The organism is Coleofasciculus sp. G3-WIS-01 (assembly GCF_040223135.1).
Lineage (GTDB): Bacteria > Cyanobacteriota > Cyanobacteriia > Cyanobacteriales > Coleofasciculaceae > Coleofasciculus.
This window is the reverse complement of record NZ_JAVJZI010000025.1, coordinates 16,541-32,766: the sequence shown is the minus strand read 5'-3', so window position 1 is coordinate 32,766 and position 16,226 is coordinate 16,541. Positions and strand designations below refer to the sequence as shown.

Sequence of the window (16,226 nt, the reverse complement as noted above, 5' to 3'; positions counted from 1 at the left end):
ACCAAAAAGTTAAACAGTTTTAAGGTCACTGAAACAGTGCTTTTGGATAGTTACCGACTGATAACATTGGCGAGGCTAACTTTACCCCAGAAATGGGAGACAATTGGAGGGGCAACCATACCCCTCCACCCCCTAAAAAAGTATGCTTCTTAAACCACTACCGCGTGTTCCTCCCTGGTCTAAAGCTTGCCCGATAAGCGAAGCGAAGGGACACAGGGTTTCCTACAACGAAGGAGTTTTTATGAAGTGTGAAGTATGAAGTGTAGAACTTCATACTTCATCATTGATACTTCATACTGTTATAGGGCTGGGTTCAGACTATGGATCTAAAACGAGTTGCCAAAGATACAGCCAAAGTGCTAACTAGTTACATGACCTACCAAGCACTGATGATTGTCCTGGATCAATTGGGTGAAACTGACCCGCCCCAGGCTCTGTGGCTGCATTCTTTTTCGGCAAACCAAGGAGTTCAAGATGGAGATGCCTATCTCCAAGCACTCTTGGTGGAAAAACAAGAACTGGCGTTTCGGATCATGACTGTGCGACAGCATCTGAGTGAGGAAGTGGCAGACTTCTTGCCAGAAATGGTTCGCACGAGCATTCAACAGTCGAATATGGAATATCGACGTCAGTATCTCGAGCGAATGACGCAACTCAGTATCTCTGAACACCCAGCCTCAACCGAACAGCCAGCTGATTCGGATATCTAGTTGGCAATTAAAGCGGGTACTCTGCCATCTGCTGAAATACCCCTACTTATGGAATGTGAGTTCCATATAATCTCCCTTTTTCTAAAAAGGAGATCGTCAAAAACACAACCATCACAGAATTACCCATGCAAACGTTACCTAAAGAGCGTCGTTTTGAAACTCTGTCTTATTTGCCGCCTCTGAGCGATCAGCAAATTGTCCGACAGGTTGAATACATTTTGGAACAGGGCTATATTCCAGCCATCGAATTTAGCGAAAGCTCTGAACCAACACAGCACTACTGGACATTGTGGAAACTTCCTCTGTTCAACGCCACTTCTGCTAAAGAAGTCATGGCTGAGGTTGATGCTTGTCGGTCTGAATATCGCGACAATTATATCCGCGTTGTGGGTTTTGACAACATCAAGCAGTGCCAAGTTCTGAGTTTCATTATCTATAAGCCCGGTGAAAATCGTGGTGGTAGTCGGTGGTAGCCCAGGGTACTACTAAGTTGCCCAGCTTTTAAATCTGCTGAGATAGATAGGAGAGGTCATAAAACCTCTCTTTTTTTCTTAATAATCACCACAAAATAATAGTAGAGACGTTACAGGTAACGTCTCTACATTAATACCCCCAAGGGAATTCGAATCCCTGTCGCCTCCGTGAAAGGGAGGTGTCCTAGGCCTCTAGACGATGGGGGCGTATTTCTCAGACCTTAATAAATATAACGAACATTTTTGGGTTTGTCAACTCCTGAGCCAACAAATTAAGCGGAAACTTTTATGGCTCCACCTGAGTGACCAGATGAATCAATTCTGGTAAGATAAGCCTTTCCATAGCAAGGGTGACGGCTCCGGTAGAACCAGGAATGGAGAAAATCAGCTTACGGTGATACACTCCAGCGACAGCCCGTGAAGCGATCGCGCGTGAGCCAATCTCTTGGTAACTGAGCCAACGAAAGACCTCACCAAATCCGGGTAAGGTCTTCTCTAACAAACCGACTAAGGCGTCATAGGTTGTATCTCGCTGAGCAATCCCCGTACCCCCGTTAACCACAACCGCCTGAATATCCGAACGCTTCGCCAAGACTTGCAGATAAGTCTGAATCTGGTTCGGTTCATCCTTAAGAATGGAGTAAGCGACAACAGCATGACCCGCGTCACGCAGCAATTTCTGGATCAGGGAACCACTGCGATCTGATTCGTGCGATCGCGTATCGCTGACTGTCACCACAGCACAAGCAATCGAGCTTGAGCCTGTATCGGGATGAGGCTGATGAATCATATCGGCGGTGTTTAGGCGTATGCAAGGAGATATTTAATCTGACATCTGAGACTAAAGCCCCGTAGATCACAAAGAATTGAGATCTACAGGTTCAATGCCCACAAGAATACCATTAAGTTACTCATCCTTTGAGCCGTGGGAGAATCAAGACTTACTAAATCCTAAACCATTCTCCTCAGCATAGCGCTCCATGAAACGCATAAAGCGCTCCCATTCTTCTGTCGATTTCATAATCACAATTGCTTCTAATGCCGTCGGCTGTCCATTGACAAATTTGCCTTTAACCTCACGGCTAACCAGCTCCCCTTCTTCATCCATCAGGAATATACCTGTTATTTCTTCACCATAGTTGCCATTAAGCGCCTTGGGATTATCAAAATAAAAGGTTGCCGTACCATTGCTGCCATCACGAGAGCGAGTCAGGCGCACATCAGGTACAACTTCTTCGTCAATGCCTCTAATAAATTGAATTTTAGCCATGAGCCGTTCAGTCAAAATTTAAGAAAATTATCACCAATTGAATTATCAGCCGTGCTTGCCATTTGCACAACAACTGGAGCTGACAATTTCCTCCAGGGGTTGATCCGTTTCTACGTCGAAACCGCCTCTAATCGTCAACCCCAGGAATTGCTCCTTTAAAACTTACTTAACGTACCTAGCGCTGCTCCCTTGAGACAGCCTAGGCAACTGATGCCTTAAATTAAGACGATCAGAACTTCCGGCGAGTTACTTCACTTCACTCTACGGCGTTTTAGAGTGAGGACACGTCCAGCCCCACTTGAACAATACAAATGTCCATACCTTTGTACGGCTAGAATTTTAGTTAGATTCAGGTAATCATACCAAAAACCCGACAATTAACAAAAAAAGCATGATTCTCCTGCCATAACGACCGAGGTAATGGCAAAATTGATAGAGTAGATCATCAAAGAATTATCAGGCGCCCCCTCATTGGTGTTAGCGTAGGTTAGCGGAATCCAGCTCACCTTACCCCTGAGGGGAGACGGTTTTGTAGATTCCTGCCAAAAATCTGCACCGTTTCACGGCGATTCCTCCAGTGCTTGACACGAAAGCGGGTACAAGCCTGGGACTCTCGCCACCTTTGCTCTTCCAAATCCTTAACCAATATCAATGGGCAAAAAGCGCGTTCTCTCTGGAGTTCAACCAACTGGCAATCTTCACCTGGGTAACTATCTCGGAGCAATCCGTAATTGGGTAGAAGCTCAGAGTCAGTATGAAAATTTCTTTTGCGTCGTCGATTTACATGCGATTACGGTTCCCCATAATCCAGCAACTTTAGCCACAGATACCTATACGATCGCGGCGTTATATCTAGCTTGTGGGGTAGATTTAAACGATGCAACCATTTTTGTCCAATCTCACATCCCCGCCCACTGTGAACTCACCTGGCTGTTTAATTGCATCACGCCAATCAATTGGCTCGAACGCATGATTCAGTTTAAAGAAAAGGCTCTGAAGCAGGGAGAAAATGTCAGTACGGGTTTACTGGACTACCCTGTGCTGATGGCAGCAGATATTTTGCTCTATGATGCGGACTTAGTACCCGTGGGAGAAGACCAAAAGCAACATATCGAACTCACTCGTGATATTGTAATTCGGATTAATGACCAGTATGGCAGTAAAAAAAAGCCGGTGTTGAAACTGCCTGAACCCTTGATCCGTAAAGAAGGAGCGCGGGTGATGAGTCTCACCGATGGTACAAAGAAAATGTCCAAATCTGACCCATCCGAAATGAGTCGGATTAATCTACTGGATGCTCCAGAGGAGATTCAAAAGAAAATTAAGCGCTGTAAAAGTGATCCAATTAAGGGTCTAGAATTTGACAATCCAGAACGTCCAGAGTGTAATAACTTGCTCACCCTTTATACCCTGCTTTCGGGGAAAACCAAGGAATCTGTCGCCGCCGAATGTCAGGATATGGGGTGGGGACAGTTCAAAGCGGTGTTGAGTGAAGCAACCATTGAAGCCCTCAAACCGATTCAGCAAAACTATCAAGCTGTGATGGAAGATAAAGGCTATCTAGAGTCAGTGTTACGCCAAGGGCGCGAGAAAGCTGAAGCGATAGCTGTCTCAACCCTATCCAGAGTCAAGACAGCTATGGGGTATTCTACAGCCTTGTAGAGACGTAGCATGCTACGTCTCTTAGCAGGGGGAGCAGAAGGATTACAAATGACGAATGACAAATGACAAATGACGAATGACAAACCTTACTAAACCCTCGTTTCGCGACGCAGTTAAATCAGGGGAATTCTTAATTACGGCTGAGGTTACCCCCCCCAAGGGAGGTGATCCAATTCACATGCTTGACATGGCAAAACCGCTTAAGCAGCGTGTTCATGCCGTTAATATTACGGATGGGTCTAGGGCTGTCCTGCGGATGTCTTCCTTGGCAGCCGCCGCTATTTTACAGCAAAATGGAATTGAACCCATCTGTCAGATGGCTTGCCGCGATCGCAATCGACTGGGATTGCAGGCGGATCTGATGGGGGCGCAAGCATTGGGTATTCGTAACATTCTTGCCCTCACTGGCGATCCAGTAAAAGTCGGTGATCATCCTGACGCCAAGCCGGTTTTTGATCTAGAATCAGTACGTTTGCTCCAGCTAATCAGTAAACTCAATCGCGGTTTCGATGCCAATGATAAACCATTGTCTGATGGAAATACAGACTTGTTTGCTGGAGCAGCCGTTGACCCTCAGTTAAAAAGTTGGTCTGGATTACAGCGTCGATTTGAGCGTAAACTAGAAGCGGGTGCCCAGTTTTTCCAGAGCCAACTGATTGCTGATTTCCAGCGGCTGGAAAAGTTTATGGATAAGATTGCGGCTGACACCGATAAGCCGATTTTAGCTGGGATATTTTTGATTAAATCGGCGAAAAATGCTCAATTTCTGAATAAATACGTTCCCGGTGTCAACATTCCCCAATCTATTATTGATCGACTGGCAGCCGCCGCCGATCCACTGCAAGAAGGGATGAAAATTGCCGCTGAGCAAATCCAACTCGCGAAACAACTGTGTCAGGGTGTCCATATTATGGTAATTAAGCGAGAAGATTTAATTCCCCAGATTCTCGATTTAGCGGGAATCCCTCCTCTGAACAGGTAAAACGGATTTCAGTAGACCGAAACGTTTTTGGTTGCGAGCTAATGTAGAGACGTGCCATGGCACGTCTGGGAGTAGGGAAAGATTATCGTTTTTTAGATACCTCACCGTAGCTCTTTCGGCATTCGTGCAGGAGAGATTGGCTGCTCGCAATGGCTCACTTTCTGGGCAATGTCCTGATTGACAGGCTGGGAATGAGGAGAAATCAGGTGTAGCTAAAACGTCAAAAATCCGGCTCCTTGAACACCAAGGATTTTGACGTTTAATTAATTTTTTGGTCTGTATTCAAGCGCCGAAATGATTGCAGGGGGCTTGCTTTGAGGAAAAAGAACGGATGAATAAGACGGTAGATACCGAGATTTGTAACGTTACAGTGTATGATGACCAGGCGCTAGTTAGGCGCCGGGGCGTTGTACAGCTAACGGGTGAGGAACGGGAACTGGTCATTGCTAATTTACCCGTAACGATTTTAAGCGAATCCGTTCAGGTGTCGAGTACAGGTTGTGTCGGTGGGCGATTATTAGAGGTGCGAACGGAACAAACCAGTACTCGTGAAGCGACTCACCCAAAAGTTAGCCAACTTTCTGAGGAAATTAGTCAGTTAGAAGAGCAAAAACGTCAGGGACAAGATGTGCTGACTCTGCTGAATCTACAGCGGAATTTTATCAAAAATTTAGGGAATCAGTATCTGGAGCGCTTGACAAAATCCCAAAACCCTGAACCGTTGAACTTGACTCAAATCGGGGAATTGCTGGATTTTGTGGGAGAACGGTGGCATGATTTATCCGGTGCGATCGCGCAACAGGATCACGAGCAAAAACAGCTTAACACTCAGTTACAGGCGGTGCGGGGGCAGTTTCAGCAGCTCTCTACCCCCCAGATTCATGACAGCTTTAATATCATTGTCACCCTAGAACCATCGGGTTCGGGGGAATTAGCGATCGAGGTTTCTTACAAAGTTACAGGGGTAAGTTGGGAACCCGTCTATGATTTACATTGGCAAGATAACCTCCAAGCCGTTAGCCTTAGTTACTTGGCTCAAATTACTCAAAACACGGGTGAAGATTGGTTAGGTGTAGCCCTTACCCTTTCCACCGCCGAACCCGGAGTTGGGCGGGAAATTCCCCAGATTACACCCTGGTATATTGATCTGCAACAGCCTAGCGCCTTGGCAAATCGGGCAACCACAAACCCAAAGGAGCATAACTCACCTCGCCCCACGTTGGTGAATATGCCCTTTCCTGGGATAGCGCCAGAACCCGAACCGAAGATAGATGAAGAGTTAGAGCGGTTGAGAGTCGAAAAGGAACTCTGGGAACGTCCGGGACAAAAGGGTATTGTTACTTTTACCCTCGATAGCCAAGCCACGATTCCCAGTGATGGGGTGAGCCATAAGGTTGCCATTTTCCACAGAGATGATTATCCCTGTAGGGCTGAATATGTGGCGATGTCGCGCCAACTTAACTTTGCTTACCTGAAAGCAACGGTGACAAATCCGTTGAATGGCGTTACCTTATTACCCGGACAGATTACCATCTTTCGCGATAATACGTTTATTGGCACAACCGAAATCCAGAATATTGCCCCAGGTCAAGATTTTCAAATTGATTTGGGCGTGGACGATGGGCTGAAAATTGAGCGGTATTTAGTAGAACGACAGATGGATAAGAAGCTGATTGGCAATCAGCAGCGTGAAGTGGCTACTTATGCTTATCGGTTAACGGTGGCGAATTTACGACAGAAAGATGCACAGGTTAAGGTGATGGAACAACTGCCGGTGAGTTGTCATTCCCAACTGAAAGTTCGGCTCACTGATGCTAATCCCCAAGTTCAAGTTGGTGAATTGGGTGTGTTGGAATGGTTACTAACTTTGCCTTCCCTTGCCTCTCAGGAGTTATCTTATCAGTTTACGGTGGAGTATTTGCCAGAATTTAGGGTGATAGGATTGGATGTGTAACCTAGTATGCACGCGCTCATCTGGGGAGGAGTTCGATGGCTGGTTTGACGATTAAAGACCTGGAAAAATTGCAGGTGCAACATCCACACTATCGAATGGAGTTAATCGGTGGGGAGATTATTGTTATGAGTCCGTCAGGGTATGAATCCGATGAAGTTGCTGCCGAGATTATCGCCCAGTTGCGTAACTGGGTCAGACCTCGCAGGTTAGGGCGAGTGACAGCATCCAATGCTGGATTTATTCTCCCCAATGCTTCGGAGGACGTGCGTGCGCCGGATGCGTCCTTTGTCCGAGCCGAGCGATTGCCGCGAACCACAGGAGATTATGCTCAGTTAGTCCCTGATTTGATGTTTGAGGTCAAGTCCAAAACTGACTCTTTGTCCAAGCTGCGTCAGAAGATTCAGGAGTTTCTAGCCCTAGGAACACAGGTTGGGGTTTTAGTAGACCCGCGAAGTCGGACGATGGAGGTTTATCGTCCGGGTGTGGAGAAAGTGGTCTTGCGGGATGGGGATGTGCTGACGGTGTCGGAACTGCTGCCCGGATGGGAGTTAGCCGTGGCTGAAATTTGGGCACCAGAGTTTGAGTGACATCTCAAAGGCAACAAAAATATGTCTGTCGTCTCAAAGAGGTAGCAAGAAGCCAGAGACGACACAGCAACTTTTGGCTTGGTCTTTATGGATTGACATTCAGGTATCAACGTCTTCAATCGTGGCTAATAGATGCCTTGGGATGCCAGTGATCAGGAGAGTCAGTCTCACCCATTCAAGGTTAAAGTATAGAAAAGATAAGCGTGCGATCGCACTCTCCATTCCCCAGAAAGGCTTAACCCGCTTCTCGCACTTGATCGGTATAATCTTTGGGACGCATTTGACGAAACACCTGCAATGCTGCTTGCCGTAAACTTAGGGGTAAATAAGATAAAATTACTCCCAATTGCGCTTTCCGAGAACTGCCAATCACTTCCGCTACATCTTGCAGCATTTGGCGTCCCTGAACCGTATCCCCATTTTCAATTAACCGTAACCCCAAAGCCTCTTTTGTCCAAGCTAATTTTTGTATCCTTAGTTTTTCTAATTCCTGATCTGGAAATCGATAACTATCAATACAAAAAACCTTAGCCTTGAGAAAATGCAGATTCTGCCTTAAACTTGTCTGTCCACCGTGGAAACGATACTCCATCAGATACTCTGGCAGAAAATACCCCTGCTTAAGCGCGATCGCTAATCGTACCAGTAAATCAAAATCCTCGCAACCATCGGCTTCTGGGCGCATATAGTCCACATCCTGCAAACAGGCGCGACGAAACAATGTTGAACCCACCTGCAAACTCTGATATTGAAAGGTTTGTCGCATTAAATCAGGAATTATTCCCGGCTTCAGCTTATCTTTGCCCCATTTCGCCGCATTCTCTTTCGTCGCTGACTCCACCCGATTTCCATGTTTATCAATAACCCAGTGATTCGTACAGACAAAATCCACTGTTGGTTCTGCATCTAATACTGCTACCGTTTTTTCTAGAAACTCCGGCGTTAGGGCATCATCATCATCAAATTTGATAAAATAATTACCCTGTGCGGCATCAAATCCAGAACGCATATTTTTACTGCGCCCTATATTATTATCATGGCGAATATAGCGAATCCTGGAATCATCCCACTGACTGACAACTGTCGGTGTCTCATCGGTTGAGCCATCGTCGCAAATAATTAACTCAAAATCTTTATAGGTTTGACTCAGAACACTATTAACCGAATTAACTAGATAGTTGGCACGGTTGTAAGTGGGAATACAAACACTAACTTTAGACATAATAGATTCGGTAAGGGAATAGGGACTAGGCTACAGAGAATAGCTTGATCAGAGGTATCTGAGTTTTGCCCGGTTACAAATCACTCTTTTATCCTTCGTAACATGGCTAACCTGATGCCAAGCCATTTCTTGCTATTCATTTAAATACTATTGAGTACATCAACAATTCTGCGCCGAAAAAAACTATCATTCTTTTGATACCAATCACGAGCATTATCGCCTAATCTTTTTTTTGTCATGTAATGCATTCCTAAAACCTCGTTTATCTTTTCCTCTAATGCCTGGGAATCAACGTAATAATTGATCCCCAAACACTGGGGATTTGCCAGACAATAATCCACTAAAATCCCTCTATCTGCTGCGATCAACTCATTCATCGGTGGTGCATTGGTCGTAATTACTACTGAACGACAGCTCATCGCTTCGGCAATCAAATGACCAAAACCTTCCGCTTCTGAAGGACACAGGTGAATACCATTGCTGTTCTGATATTCCCTTAATACTGTATCATCCAGATAATGAGTAATATACTCAATATTAGTTGTACTCATTGAGTCAGGCTCTTGCCAATTCCGCCGGATAGTTAGGGGGGGCCATTCTGGATGATGCCGCCATAGGTTGATAATTGTATTTGTGCCTTTCTGAGCGCTTTTACCTGCCAGATGGAAAAACTTATCACAATCTTTGCTGGATTGAGGGTTAAATTGGTCAAGACTGGTAAAGCCAATAAATTTAGTCTGGCAGCCTAATTTATCAAAAATGGTTTGGGCGAATTTAGTTTTACAAAGGATGTAGTCAAACTGATTTAAAAAAGGACGCCACTCGTCTCGGAACCATTCCTGATTTGGGATTAAACAGTTGAGGCGAGCATAAGGAAACCAAGAGGGGATAACATACTCCAAAAACAGGTTAATATCATAGGGGGGATTTTTGTTGCTTAATTCCCTAGTAAACCGCTCGACATAGGTTGATAGACGCTGAATTTTATGGTCAAGTGTAGGTTTGCCGACTTCAAAAACAGTAACTTTAAAATTAGACTTTTGCAAGACTTCAGTGAGAATACCTGCGTCCCGACTTAAACCGAAGTTATTATCTACCATTATTATATTGACACGCTTCATAGTCAATCCAGTAAGTTAAATAATCGATTGATATAGATTAGAATCGCTTTATAAATAAACGATAAAATTTAGCTTTCATCGTTTTTATCATTTGATTAAGCTTGTTTTTTTGTTCTTTTAGCCAGTTGGGAGAGGTCAGTGTTTTTGGTTTTTGCTGAGGATATTGCCGAAAACGGTACTCTAAAAATATATTCTGATACGGAATTATTACATTTTCACCTTGACTCAGACGCGCAAAATCTTGATGAGAATAGTTCATATAATGAATTCGGTGAATAGGTTTTAATCCTTGTGCATTATAAAGAATACCATCAATATTAACAAAGGAATCAGCATCAGCACAGTTCCCTGTTCGCTCTTGGGGATTATCACTGAGGGTAAAGTTAAACAATGAATAATCACACCGGAGTGTCATATAATTAAACAAGTTGACTTCCCCCCACCAGTCATTCCCATTTATCCATTTAACTTCCTGCTGTTCAATTAATAGTTTCTTTAGTCGCTCAATTGTATGAGCATCAAAAAAGCCTCGTTTAGAAGCAAAGAAACTCCCGCAATGAAGTTTGGGGCGAATATCGGCTTCTGAGTACCGACCAGAGGCTTCAATAACAGAAAGATTTAAAGCTGTTACAGGATGCGGCTTTCTGTGTTCCCAATCATCAAATACAAAGTCATACTGATCGAGCTTTTTAAACACCGTGTCGAGGGATTTCATTGCCAGACTGTCAGCATCATAGAATACAAACTTGTCAAAATCACCATCAAACGCGGCAAATTTTCTCTGTAAATGACCACCATACCAGCGAGGGCGTTTGACATACTTTTGACCTGCCCGAGGATGTGCCGCCCAAACCTGATGTGCAAAGGCTTCCCAGCGTTGAATAGAGTCCCAATTATCAAACAGGGTGACGTTAGCTCTAGCGTCTAATTCTTCCTGCACTCGATTAAGTTGAGTATCATAGGGAATAACGCAAACAGGAATATCTGGACTCACATTTGCCTCAATGCTATTGAGCAAGCCAACGAGTTGGTCATATACAGCATCATTGGCTAAAGTATAAATACCCATGCATTGCATACAGGAACATCCAACGTTTTCGGTTTTCCCCAAAGCTTAACTCATTCAAGTAAAATGCCAGGGCGGCTAGAGCAACGGATTATGCAGGAGAATATAACCGATGGCGAGAGTGGTGACATCAACCCTAAGACATAAGACAAATAACAACCTACTTAGCTTAATCAGATGACTCTTGATCACACCACCGATAGCCAACCTCATCCCTCCTTTGTCCCCAAAGTATCCGTCGTTGTTCCCATCTACAACGGTGCCGCCGACATACCCGACTTAATCCAGTGTCTCTTCTGTCAAACGTACCCCAAGGATCAGGTAGAATACCTACTCGTAGACAATAATAGCCGCGATCGCACACCTGAGATACTGAAACAAGCCGCTCAAGACGCCAAAGCTCAAGGTATCACCCTTCACCCCCTCATCGAAAACCAGATTCAAAGTTCCTACGCGGCTCGCAATACAGGCATAAAAGCATCCACTGGTGAAATTCTAGCCTTCACTGATGCCGATTGTCGCCCCATTCCCCAGTGGTTGAGTCTCTTGGTTCAACCCTTTACCAATCCCCAAATCGGATTAGTCGTGGGGGAAATTTCCGCCCTACCCGGTAAAACTTTGCTCGAAAAACATGCTGAACGTCAAGGAACCTTAAGCCAAAAACATACCATAGAACACCCTTTTTGCCCCTACGGTCAAACCGCTAATTTAGCCATTCGTCGCCAAGCATTACAAGAGGTAGGCTTATTCCGTCCCTACATGACAACGGGTGGAGATGCTGATATTTGTTGGCGAATTCAGCGCCAGACTCAATGGCAACTTAACTTTGCTGAAAAAGCCATTGTTCAACACCGCCACCGCGCCAACCTACGGGAATTCCGCAGCCAATGGCAACGCTATGGGCGCTCTAATAAATACTTACACGAACTGCACGGCGTCGAATTGCAACCAAAATTAACCTCAAAAAAATCTTTATATTTAATCAGTCGTTGGTTGCTCAAAGAATTACCAATAACTAGCGGACAGATTATTACAGGCAAAGCCTCCTTTGTCGATGCGCTAAAGACTCCCATTAATCTGTACGGCGGCTGGTATCGTGACCTCGGACAACAACAAACTCAAATCGAGGAAAAAGCGAATAAAATAGATTGGTTGTAAAATATTTTTTAATTTTGAAGCCTGTAGGGGCGGGTTTTACGATTATCGTTACTTGCCACCCAGATGTCACTAAACCCGCCCCCTCTGATTCAAGGGGGTGTAGATGGTAGGGTGTAGGGGGAAGAGGAATGGGATTTGCCGATTCGCCTGATTCTTGTGTTAAAACAGAGCTATTTAGACTCCCTAGCGACGACTCATGCCAACGCCTCAGATTGCTGCGATTATCTGTACTCACAACCGAGATGCTTACTTAGGCGCTGCCATCGATAGCTTATTAGCCCAAGATTGTGATAATTTTTTAGTCGTAGTGGTCGATAACGCCTCTAGCGATCGCACTCGTGAGATTGTTGAAGCCCGAATCTCCCATCCCCAGCTAAAATACGTTTACGAACCCGTCATCGGTCTTTCCGTGGCACGCAATACCGGCGCAAAAGAAACCACTGCTCCCATTCTCGCCTATTTAGATGATGATGCCGTCGCCAGTCCCCAATGGCTGAGAATTCTCCTAGATGCCTATCAACAGAATGACAAACTAGCAATAGCTGGCGGTAAAGTCACCCTAATCTGGCCCCCCGGCGTCGAACCCCCCAACTGGATATCCCCAGAACTCGCAGGCAATCTCGGACTTTATGATCTCGGAGATAGCATAGTTTATATCAAAGAACCCGGTCTAACCCCAAGAGGCTTAAACTACTCCATCCGGCGTACCTTCTTGGCAAAAATTGGCGGCTTTGATCCCAATCTAGGGCGCAAAGGCAAAAAATTATTATCCAATGAAGAATTGTACATGACTGAACTCGCCCTCAAACAGGGCTGGCAAGTCGCCTACATCCCCAATGCTGTCGCCGCCCACAATGTTGCCCCAGAACGCCTCAAACGGAGCTGGTTTTTGCAGCGTGGCTGGTGGCAAGGGATTAGTGAATGTTACCGGGAAGAACTTGTTGGTCGAACAGGTATGGGTCAACTCGGACGCGGAGGAGAGCGAATTGTGCGCGGACTCTACAAATCAGCAAAATATTTTACCGATCCTGCTAAACGGTTTGATAATCTAGTTTATGCTTATGGGCAGATTGGTTACTTAAGTGCCGCCATTCAAGCTATGCTAATCAAACCCAAAGATGAGAGCTGAATTATGAGGGAACAGGCAACACAGGCGCACAGGAGCAATGTAGAGACGTGCCATAGCGTGTCTGTAGGGGCGGGTTTCACTACTATCGTTTCCTTTGCACCAGATGTAACTAAACCCGCCCTGACTGAGTGCGAGATTGTTGACCCTTCGCTTCGCTCAAGGGAACCTAGTTTTGAATTGACAAATGACAAATCATGAAAAAAGCACTAATTTGCGGCGTATCGGGTCAAGATGGCGCTTATCTAGCTAAATTACTCCTCAACGAAGGTTATAGCGTCTGTGGTACGTCACGGGATGCTCAAATGTCGTCTTTTAAAAATCTAGTTCGTTTGGGTATCCGTGACCAAGTGAAACTAGAATCCGCCGCCCTCACCGATTTTCGCAGCGTTCTGCAAGTCCTGATGAAAAATAAACCGGATGAGGTCTATAACTTAGCGGGACAAAGTTCAGTGGGGTTGTCTTTTGAGCAACCAGTAGAAACCCTAGAAAGTATTTCTATTGGTTCATTAAATCTTTTAGAAGCGATTCGTTTTACGGGTGAACCCATTAAATTTTATAATGCGGGTTCGAGTGAATGTTTTGGGGATATTGGCACAGAAGCGGCTGATGAAACAACCCCATTTCGCCCCAGAAGTCCTTATGCGGTGGCAAAATCTGCTGCCTTTTGGCAAGTTGCAAATTATCGGGAAGCTTACGGCTTGTTTGCTTGTTCGGGGATTCTTTTCAATCACGAGTCTCCCCTTAGACCCCAACGATTTGTGACCCAAAAGATTGTTTCGGCAGTGTCTCGGATTGCCCAAGGTAGCCAAGAAAAGCTGTATCTGGGCAATGTTGACATTAAACGAGACTGGGGATGGGCACCTGAATACGTCGAGGCGATGTATAAAATATTGCAACAAGAGGAACCCGATGATTATGTGATTGCCACAGGAGAGAGTTACACTTTAGCAGAATTTGTGGTCGCGGCATTTGATTGCGTCGGTTTAAATTGGCAAGATTATGTAATAACGGATAGGAGTTTGTTCCGACCAACCGATTTAGCGGTCAGTCGTGGGAATCCTGCCAAAGCTAGAGAAAAACTCGGATGGCAAGCCCAGTATAAAATGCCTGATATTGTGCGGATGATGGTAGAAGATAGACAAGAAAAAAGTAATCCGGTTTGAAATTTGTGTAGGGGCTCTTTTCACGATTATCGTTTCTGACCTCACAAAAGATGCGACTAAACCCGCCCCGACCTAGTTTGAATTTTAAGAATAACTTGACCAATGTGATGGCAATAACGGTTACAAATGGCAAATGACCAATGACGACAAATGAAAATTCTCATGCTTTCTTCCACGTTCCCCTATCCCCCTACCCGAGGCGGAACCCAGGTTAGAACATTTAATTTACTCAAGCACCTGAGTGGGCGTCATGAAATTAGGTTACTGACTCAACGGGCGGATGATGTCACAGATACAGAAATCGAAGCGTTGCAAGAATGGGTGGCGGAATTAGTCGTATTTCCCCGTCCGGAAAAAACCCATTTAAAGGGTGGATTAGGGGGAAAGTTACAGCGCTTTGGTCAGTTTTTACAGCAGGGGATTCCTCCCAGCGTCCTCTCGATTTATTCTCCAAAACTACAAGATTGGGTTGATCAGTGTGTCAAGGAGAGTAAGGTTGATGTGATTACCTGCGAACATAGCGTTAACGAGATTTATGTGCGTCCGGAGTTTCGAGAACAACTGCGAACAGTTGTCAATGTCCACAGTTCGGTGTACGCCTCTTGCCGTAATCAGTTGCAAACGGGTACAAGTGAAAATCTCTGGCGCGATCGCTTGAATCTGCCTCTGCTTTATCGCTATGAACAGCGCTACTGTGCTAAATTTTCTCATATTGTGGTCACAACGGATGATGATCGCCAACAGATTCAGGCATTTAATCCCTCCAGTCAAATTGCCGTGATTCCCAATGGTGTAGACTTTAGCCAATTCCCTTATCGAACTGTTGATCCCGGTGGACATCGCTTGACTTTTATCGGCGCGATGGATAATTTAGCCAATATTGATGCGGTGAAGTTCTTAAGTTTAGAGGTATTCCCCACCATTCAACAACGGTATCCAGACACAACCTTAAGCCTAGTTGGCGCACGTCCAACCTCTGATGTATTGGCGCTGGGAAATCGTCCTGGGATTACGGTAACGGGGCGGGTTCCTTCTATGGCAGACTACTTACATCAAGCCACGGTATGCGTTGTCTCGATGCGAACGGGATATGGGATCAAGAACAAAACCCTGGAGGCAATGGCTGCGGGCGTACCTGTGGTAGGGAGCGATCGCGGCTTGGAAGGACTTGAGGTTGATAGTCCCAATGTACCACTAAGAGCATTAAGGGCGAACTCGGTTTCCGACTATGTCGATGCTGTGACTCGCCTATTTGAAGAGTCTCAACTGAGACAGGAATTGTCACAAAATGGACGTAAGTTTATTGAGAATAATTATACATGGGAGCGAGCTGCCCAGCTTTATGAACAAGTCATTAGTGGAAAGTGAACCACCTACCCCAAATACCCGTGGGTGGGGGCACCATTCTTGCGCCCTTGATTCAATTAGGGCAGAAGAGATTGATAGAGTAGTGAGGACAGCACAGCCTACACAAAGCGCCAACATCTTGAGGGGCGTACAAATAGATGTAATTTTTGCGTAAAGATATCCGCCTCAAGAAATGATCAATCAATAATTTGTGATCAAAAATTAACAATAAATTATCCATATAAATAATTTATGATTAAAATCACAAAATGTTTATATAATCAGGTAAAGCTGTTTGATGAAATAGATATAATCCATTAAGAAAATTTAATAAATGCCATCTCAATTCATCATCAATCCCGATAAAAGCGAATTTATGACT

The 16,226-nt window shown here is 45.0% G+C and carries 15 protein-coding genes and 1 tRNA gene; 10 read left to right on the top strand and 6 right to left on the bottom strand.

Translation table 11 applies throughout. The features are described 5' to 3' along the window. The first annotated feature begins 320 nt into the window (after positions 1 to 320). Both rcbX and RIM23_RS02705 read left to right on the top strand, forming a co-directional pair. Positions 321 to 710 carry a RuBisCO chaperone RbcX gene (gene rcbX, locus RIM23_RS02710; protein WP_446364232.1) on the top strand — a complete coding sequence of 130 codons (390 nt, stop codon included), beginning with the start codon at positions 321 to 323 and terminating at the stop codon, positions 708 to 710. 125 nt (positions 711 to 835) lie between these two features. Continuing rightward, positions 836 to 1,183 (top strand): ribulose bisphosphate carboxylase small subunit, encoded by a 348-nt coding sequence (locus RIM23_RS02705; RefSeq protein ID WP_446364230.1) that lies wholly within the window; start codon positions 836 to 838, stop codon positions 1,181 to 1,183. A gap of 134 nt (positions 1,184 to 1,317) precedes the next feature. Here the strand turns inward: RIM23_RS02705 and RIM23_RS02700 are convergent. The 3 genes from RIM23_RS02700 to psb28 form a co-directional block, all read right to left on the bottom strand. Next, a tRNA-Glu gene (locus tag RIM23_RS02700) sits at positions 1,318 to 1,390 on the bottom strand. Between the two features lie 79 nt (positions 1,391 to 1,469). Then, a complete protein-coding gene (locus tag RIM23_RS02695) occupies positions 1,470 to 1,973 on the bottom strand; it encodes a MogA/MoaB family molybdenum cofactor biosynthesis protein (RefSeq protein ID WP_446364228.1) in 504 nt (167 codons plus the stop codon). Between the two features lie 144 nt (positions 1,974 to 2,117). Beyond that, on the bottom strand, positions 2,118 to 2,453 hold the full coding sequence (psb28, locus tag RIM23_RS02690; protein ID WP_446359719.1) for a photosystem II reaction center protein Psb28: 336 nt from the start codon (positions 2,451 to 2,453) through the stop codon (positions 2,118 to 2,120). 651 nt (positions 2,454 to 3,104) lie between these two features. On the opposite strand from psb28, the gene trpS reads away from it, so the two are divergent. The 4 genes from trpS to RIM23_RS02670 all read left to right on the top strand — a co-directional run bounded on the left by trpS (position 3,105) and on the right by RIM23_RS02670 (position 7,638). Next, complete coding sequence (gene trpS, locus RIM23_RS02685) at positions 3,105 to 4,115, top strand: tryptophan--tRNA ligase (RefSeq protein WP_446364226.1); 1,011 nt, start codon at positions 3,105 to 3,107, stop codon at positions 4,113 to 4,115. Between the two features lie 76 nt (positions 4,116 to 4,191). Further along, positions 4,192 to 5,097, top strand: coding sequence for a methylenetetrahydrofolate reductase (locus RIM23_RS02680; RefSeq protein ID WP_446364224.1), 906 nt, complete (start codon positions 4,192 to 4,194; stop codon positions 5,095 to 5,097). A 331-nt stretch (positions 5,098 to 5,428) separates the two neighbouring features. Next, positions 5,429 to 7,051 carry a mucoidy inhibitor MuiA family protein gene (locus RIM23_RS02675; RefSeq protein WP_446364222.1) on the top strand — a complete coding sequence of 541 codons (1,623 nt, stop codon included), beginning with the start codon at positions 5,429 to 5,431 and terminating at the stop codon, positions 7,049 to 7,051. 35 nt (positions 7,052 to 7,086) lie between these two features. Continuing rightward, complete coding sequence (locus RIM23_RS02670) at positions 7,087 to 7,638, top strand: Uma2 family endonuclease (RefSeq protein ID WP_446364220.1); 552 nt, start codon at positions 7,087 to 7,089, stop codon at positions 7,636 to 7,638. Between the two features lie 235 nt (positions 7,639 to 7,873). Here the strand turns inward: RIM23_RS02670 and RIM23_RS02665 are convergent, their stop codons facing one another. From RIM23_RS02665 to RIM23_RS02655, 3 genes are all read right to left on the bottom strand, one after another. Then, complete coding sequence (locus RIM23_RS02665) at positions 7,874 to 8,860, bottom strand: glycosyltransferase family 2 protein (protein ID WP_446364218.1); 987 nt, start codon at positions 8,858 to 8,860, stop codon at positions 7,874 to 7,876. Positions 8,861 to 9,000: 140 nt separating this feature from the next. Then, complete coding sequence (locus RIM23_RS02660; protein WP_446364216.1) at positions 9,001 to 9,960, bottom strand: glycosyltransferase; 960 nt, start codon at positions 9,958 to 9,960, stop codon at positions 9,001 to 9,003. Positions 9,961 to 10,018: 58 nt separating this feature from the next. Next, on the bottom strand, positions 10,019 to 11,059 hold the full coding sequence (locus tag RIM23_RS02655) for an Npun_R2821/Npun_R2822 family protein (protein ID WP_446364236.1): 1,041 nt from the start codon (positions 11,057 to 11,059) through the stop codon (positions 10,019 to 10,021). A 165-nt stretch (positions 11,060 to 11,224) separates the two neighbouring features. Here RIM23_RS02655 and RIM23_RS02650 point away from each other — a divergent pair, with 165 nt between their 5' ends. The 4 genes from RIM23_RS02650 to RIM23_RS02635 all read left to right on the top strand — a co-directional run bounded on the left by RIM23_RS02650 (position 11,225) and on the right by RIM23_RS02635 (position 15,865). Then, complete coding sequence (locus tag RIM23_RS02650; RefSeq protein ID WP_446364214.1) at positions 11,225 to 12,205, top strand: glycosyltransferase; 981 nt, start codon at positions 11,225 to 11,227, stop codon at positions 12,203 to 12,205. A 196-nt stretch (positions 12,206 to 12,401) separates the two neighbouring features. Next, positions 12,402 to 13,334, top strand: a complete 933-nt coding sequence (locus RIM23_RS02645; protein WP_446364212.1) for a glycosyltransferase family 2 protein — start codon at positions 12,402 to 12,404, stop codon at positions 13,332 to 13,334. A gap of 191 nt (positions 13,335 to 13,525) precedes the next feature. Further along, entirely contained in the window at positions 13,526 to 14,497 is a 972-nt protein-coding gene (locus RIM23_RS02640; protein ID WP_446364234.1) for a GDP-mannose 4,6-dehydratase, read from the top strand. 150 nt (positions 14,498 to 14,647) lie between these two features. Further along, entirely contained in the window at positions 14,648 to 15,865 is a 1,218-nt protein-coding gene (locus tag RIM23_RS02635; RefSeq protein ID WP_446364210.1) for a glycosyltransferase family 4 protein, read from the top strand. Positions 15,866 to 16,226: the final 361 nt, after the last annotated feature.

Bases quoted from the DNA above. Each gene is read 5' to 3' on its own strand.
- RIM23_RS02680 (WP_446364224.1), top strand. From the start codon at position 4,192: ATGACAAACCTTACTAAACCCTCGTTTCGCGACGCAGTTAAATCAGGG.
- RIM23_RS02705 (WP_446364230.1), top strand. From the start codon at position 836: ATGCAAACGTTACCTAAAGAGCGTCGTTTTGAAACTCTGTCTTATTTG.
- rcbX (WP_446364232.1), top strand. From the start codon at position 321: ATGGATCTAAAACGAGTTGCCAAAGATACAGCCAAAGTGCTAACTAGT.
- RIM23_RS02695 (WP_446364228.1), bottom strand. From the start codon at position 1,973: ATGATTCATCAGCCTCATCCCGATACAGGCTCAAGCTCGATTGCTTGT.
- trpS (WP_446364226.1), top strand. From the start codon at position 3,105: ATGGGCAAAAAGCGCGTTCTCTCTGGAGTTCAACCAACTGGCAATCTT.
- RIM23_RS02670 (WP_446364220.1), top strand. From the start codon at position 7,087: ATGGCTGGTTTGACGATTAAAGACCTGGAAAAATTGCAGGTGCAACAT.
- RIM23_RS02675 (WP_446364222.1), top strand. From the start codon at position 5,429: ATGAATAAGACGGTAGATACCGAGATTTGTAACGTTACAGTGTATGAT.
- RIM23_RS02660 (WP_446364216.1), bottom strand. From the start codon at position 9,960: ATGGTAGATAATAACTTCGGTTTAAGTCGGGACGCAGGTATTCTCACT.
- RIM23_RS02645 (WP_446364212.1), top strand. From the start codon at position 12,402: ATGCCAACGCCTCAGATTGCTGCGATTATCTGTACTCACAACCGAGAT.
- RIM23_RS02665 (WP_446364218.1), bottom strand. From the start codon at position 8,860: ATGTCTAAAGTTAGTGTTTGTATTCCCACTTACAACCGTGCCAACTAT.
- psb28 (WP_446359719.1), bottom strand. From the start codon at position 2,453: ATGGCTAAAATTCAATTTATTAGAGGCATTGACGAAGAAGTTGTACCT.
- RIM23_RS02655 (WP_446364236.1), bottom strand. From the start codon at position 11,059: ATGCAATGCATGGGTATTTATACTTTAGCCAATGATGCTGTATATGAC.
- RIM23_RS02635 (WP_446364210.1), top strand. From the start codon at position 14,648: ATGAAAATTCTCATGCTTTCTTCCACGTTCCCCTATCCCCCTACCCGA.
- RIM23_RS02650 (WP_446364214.1), top strand. From the start codon at position 11,225: ATGACTCTTGATCACACCACCGATAGCCAACCTCATCCCTCCTTTGTC.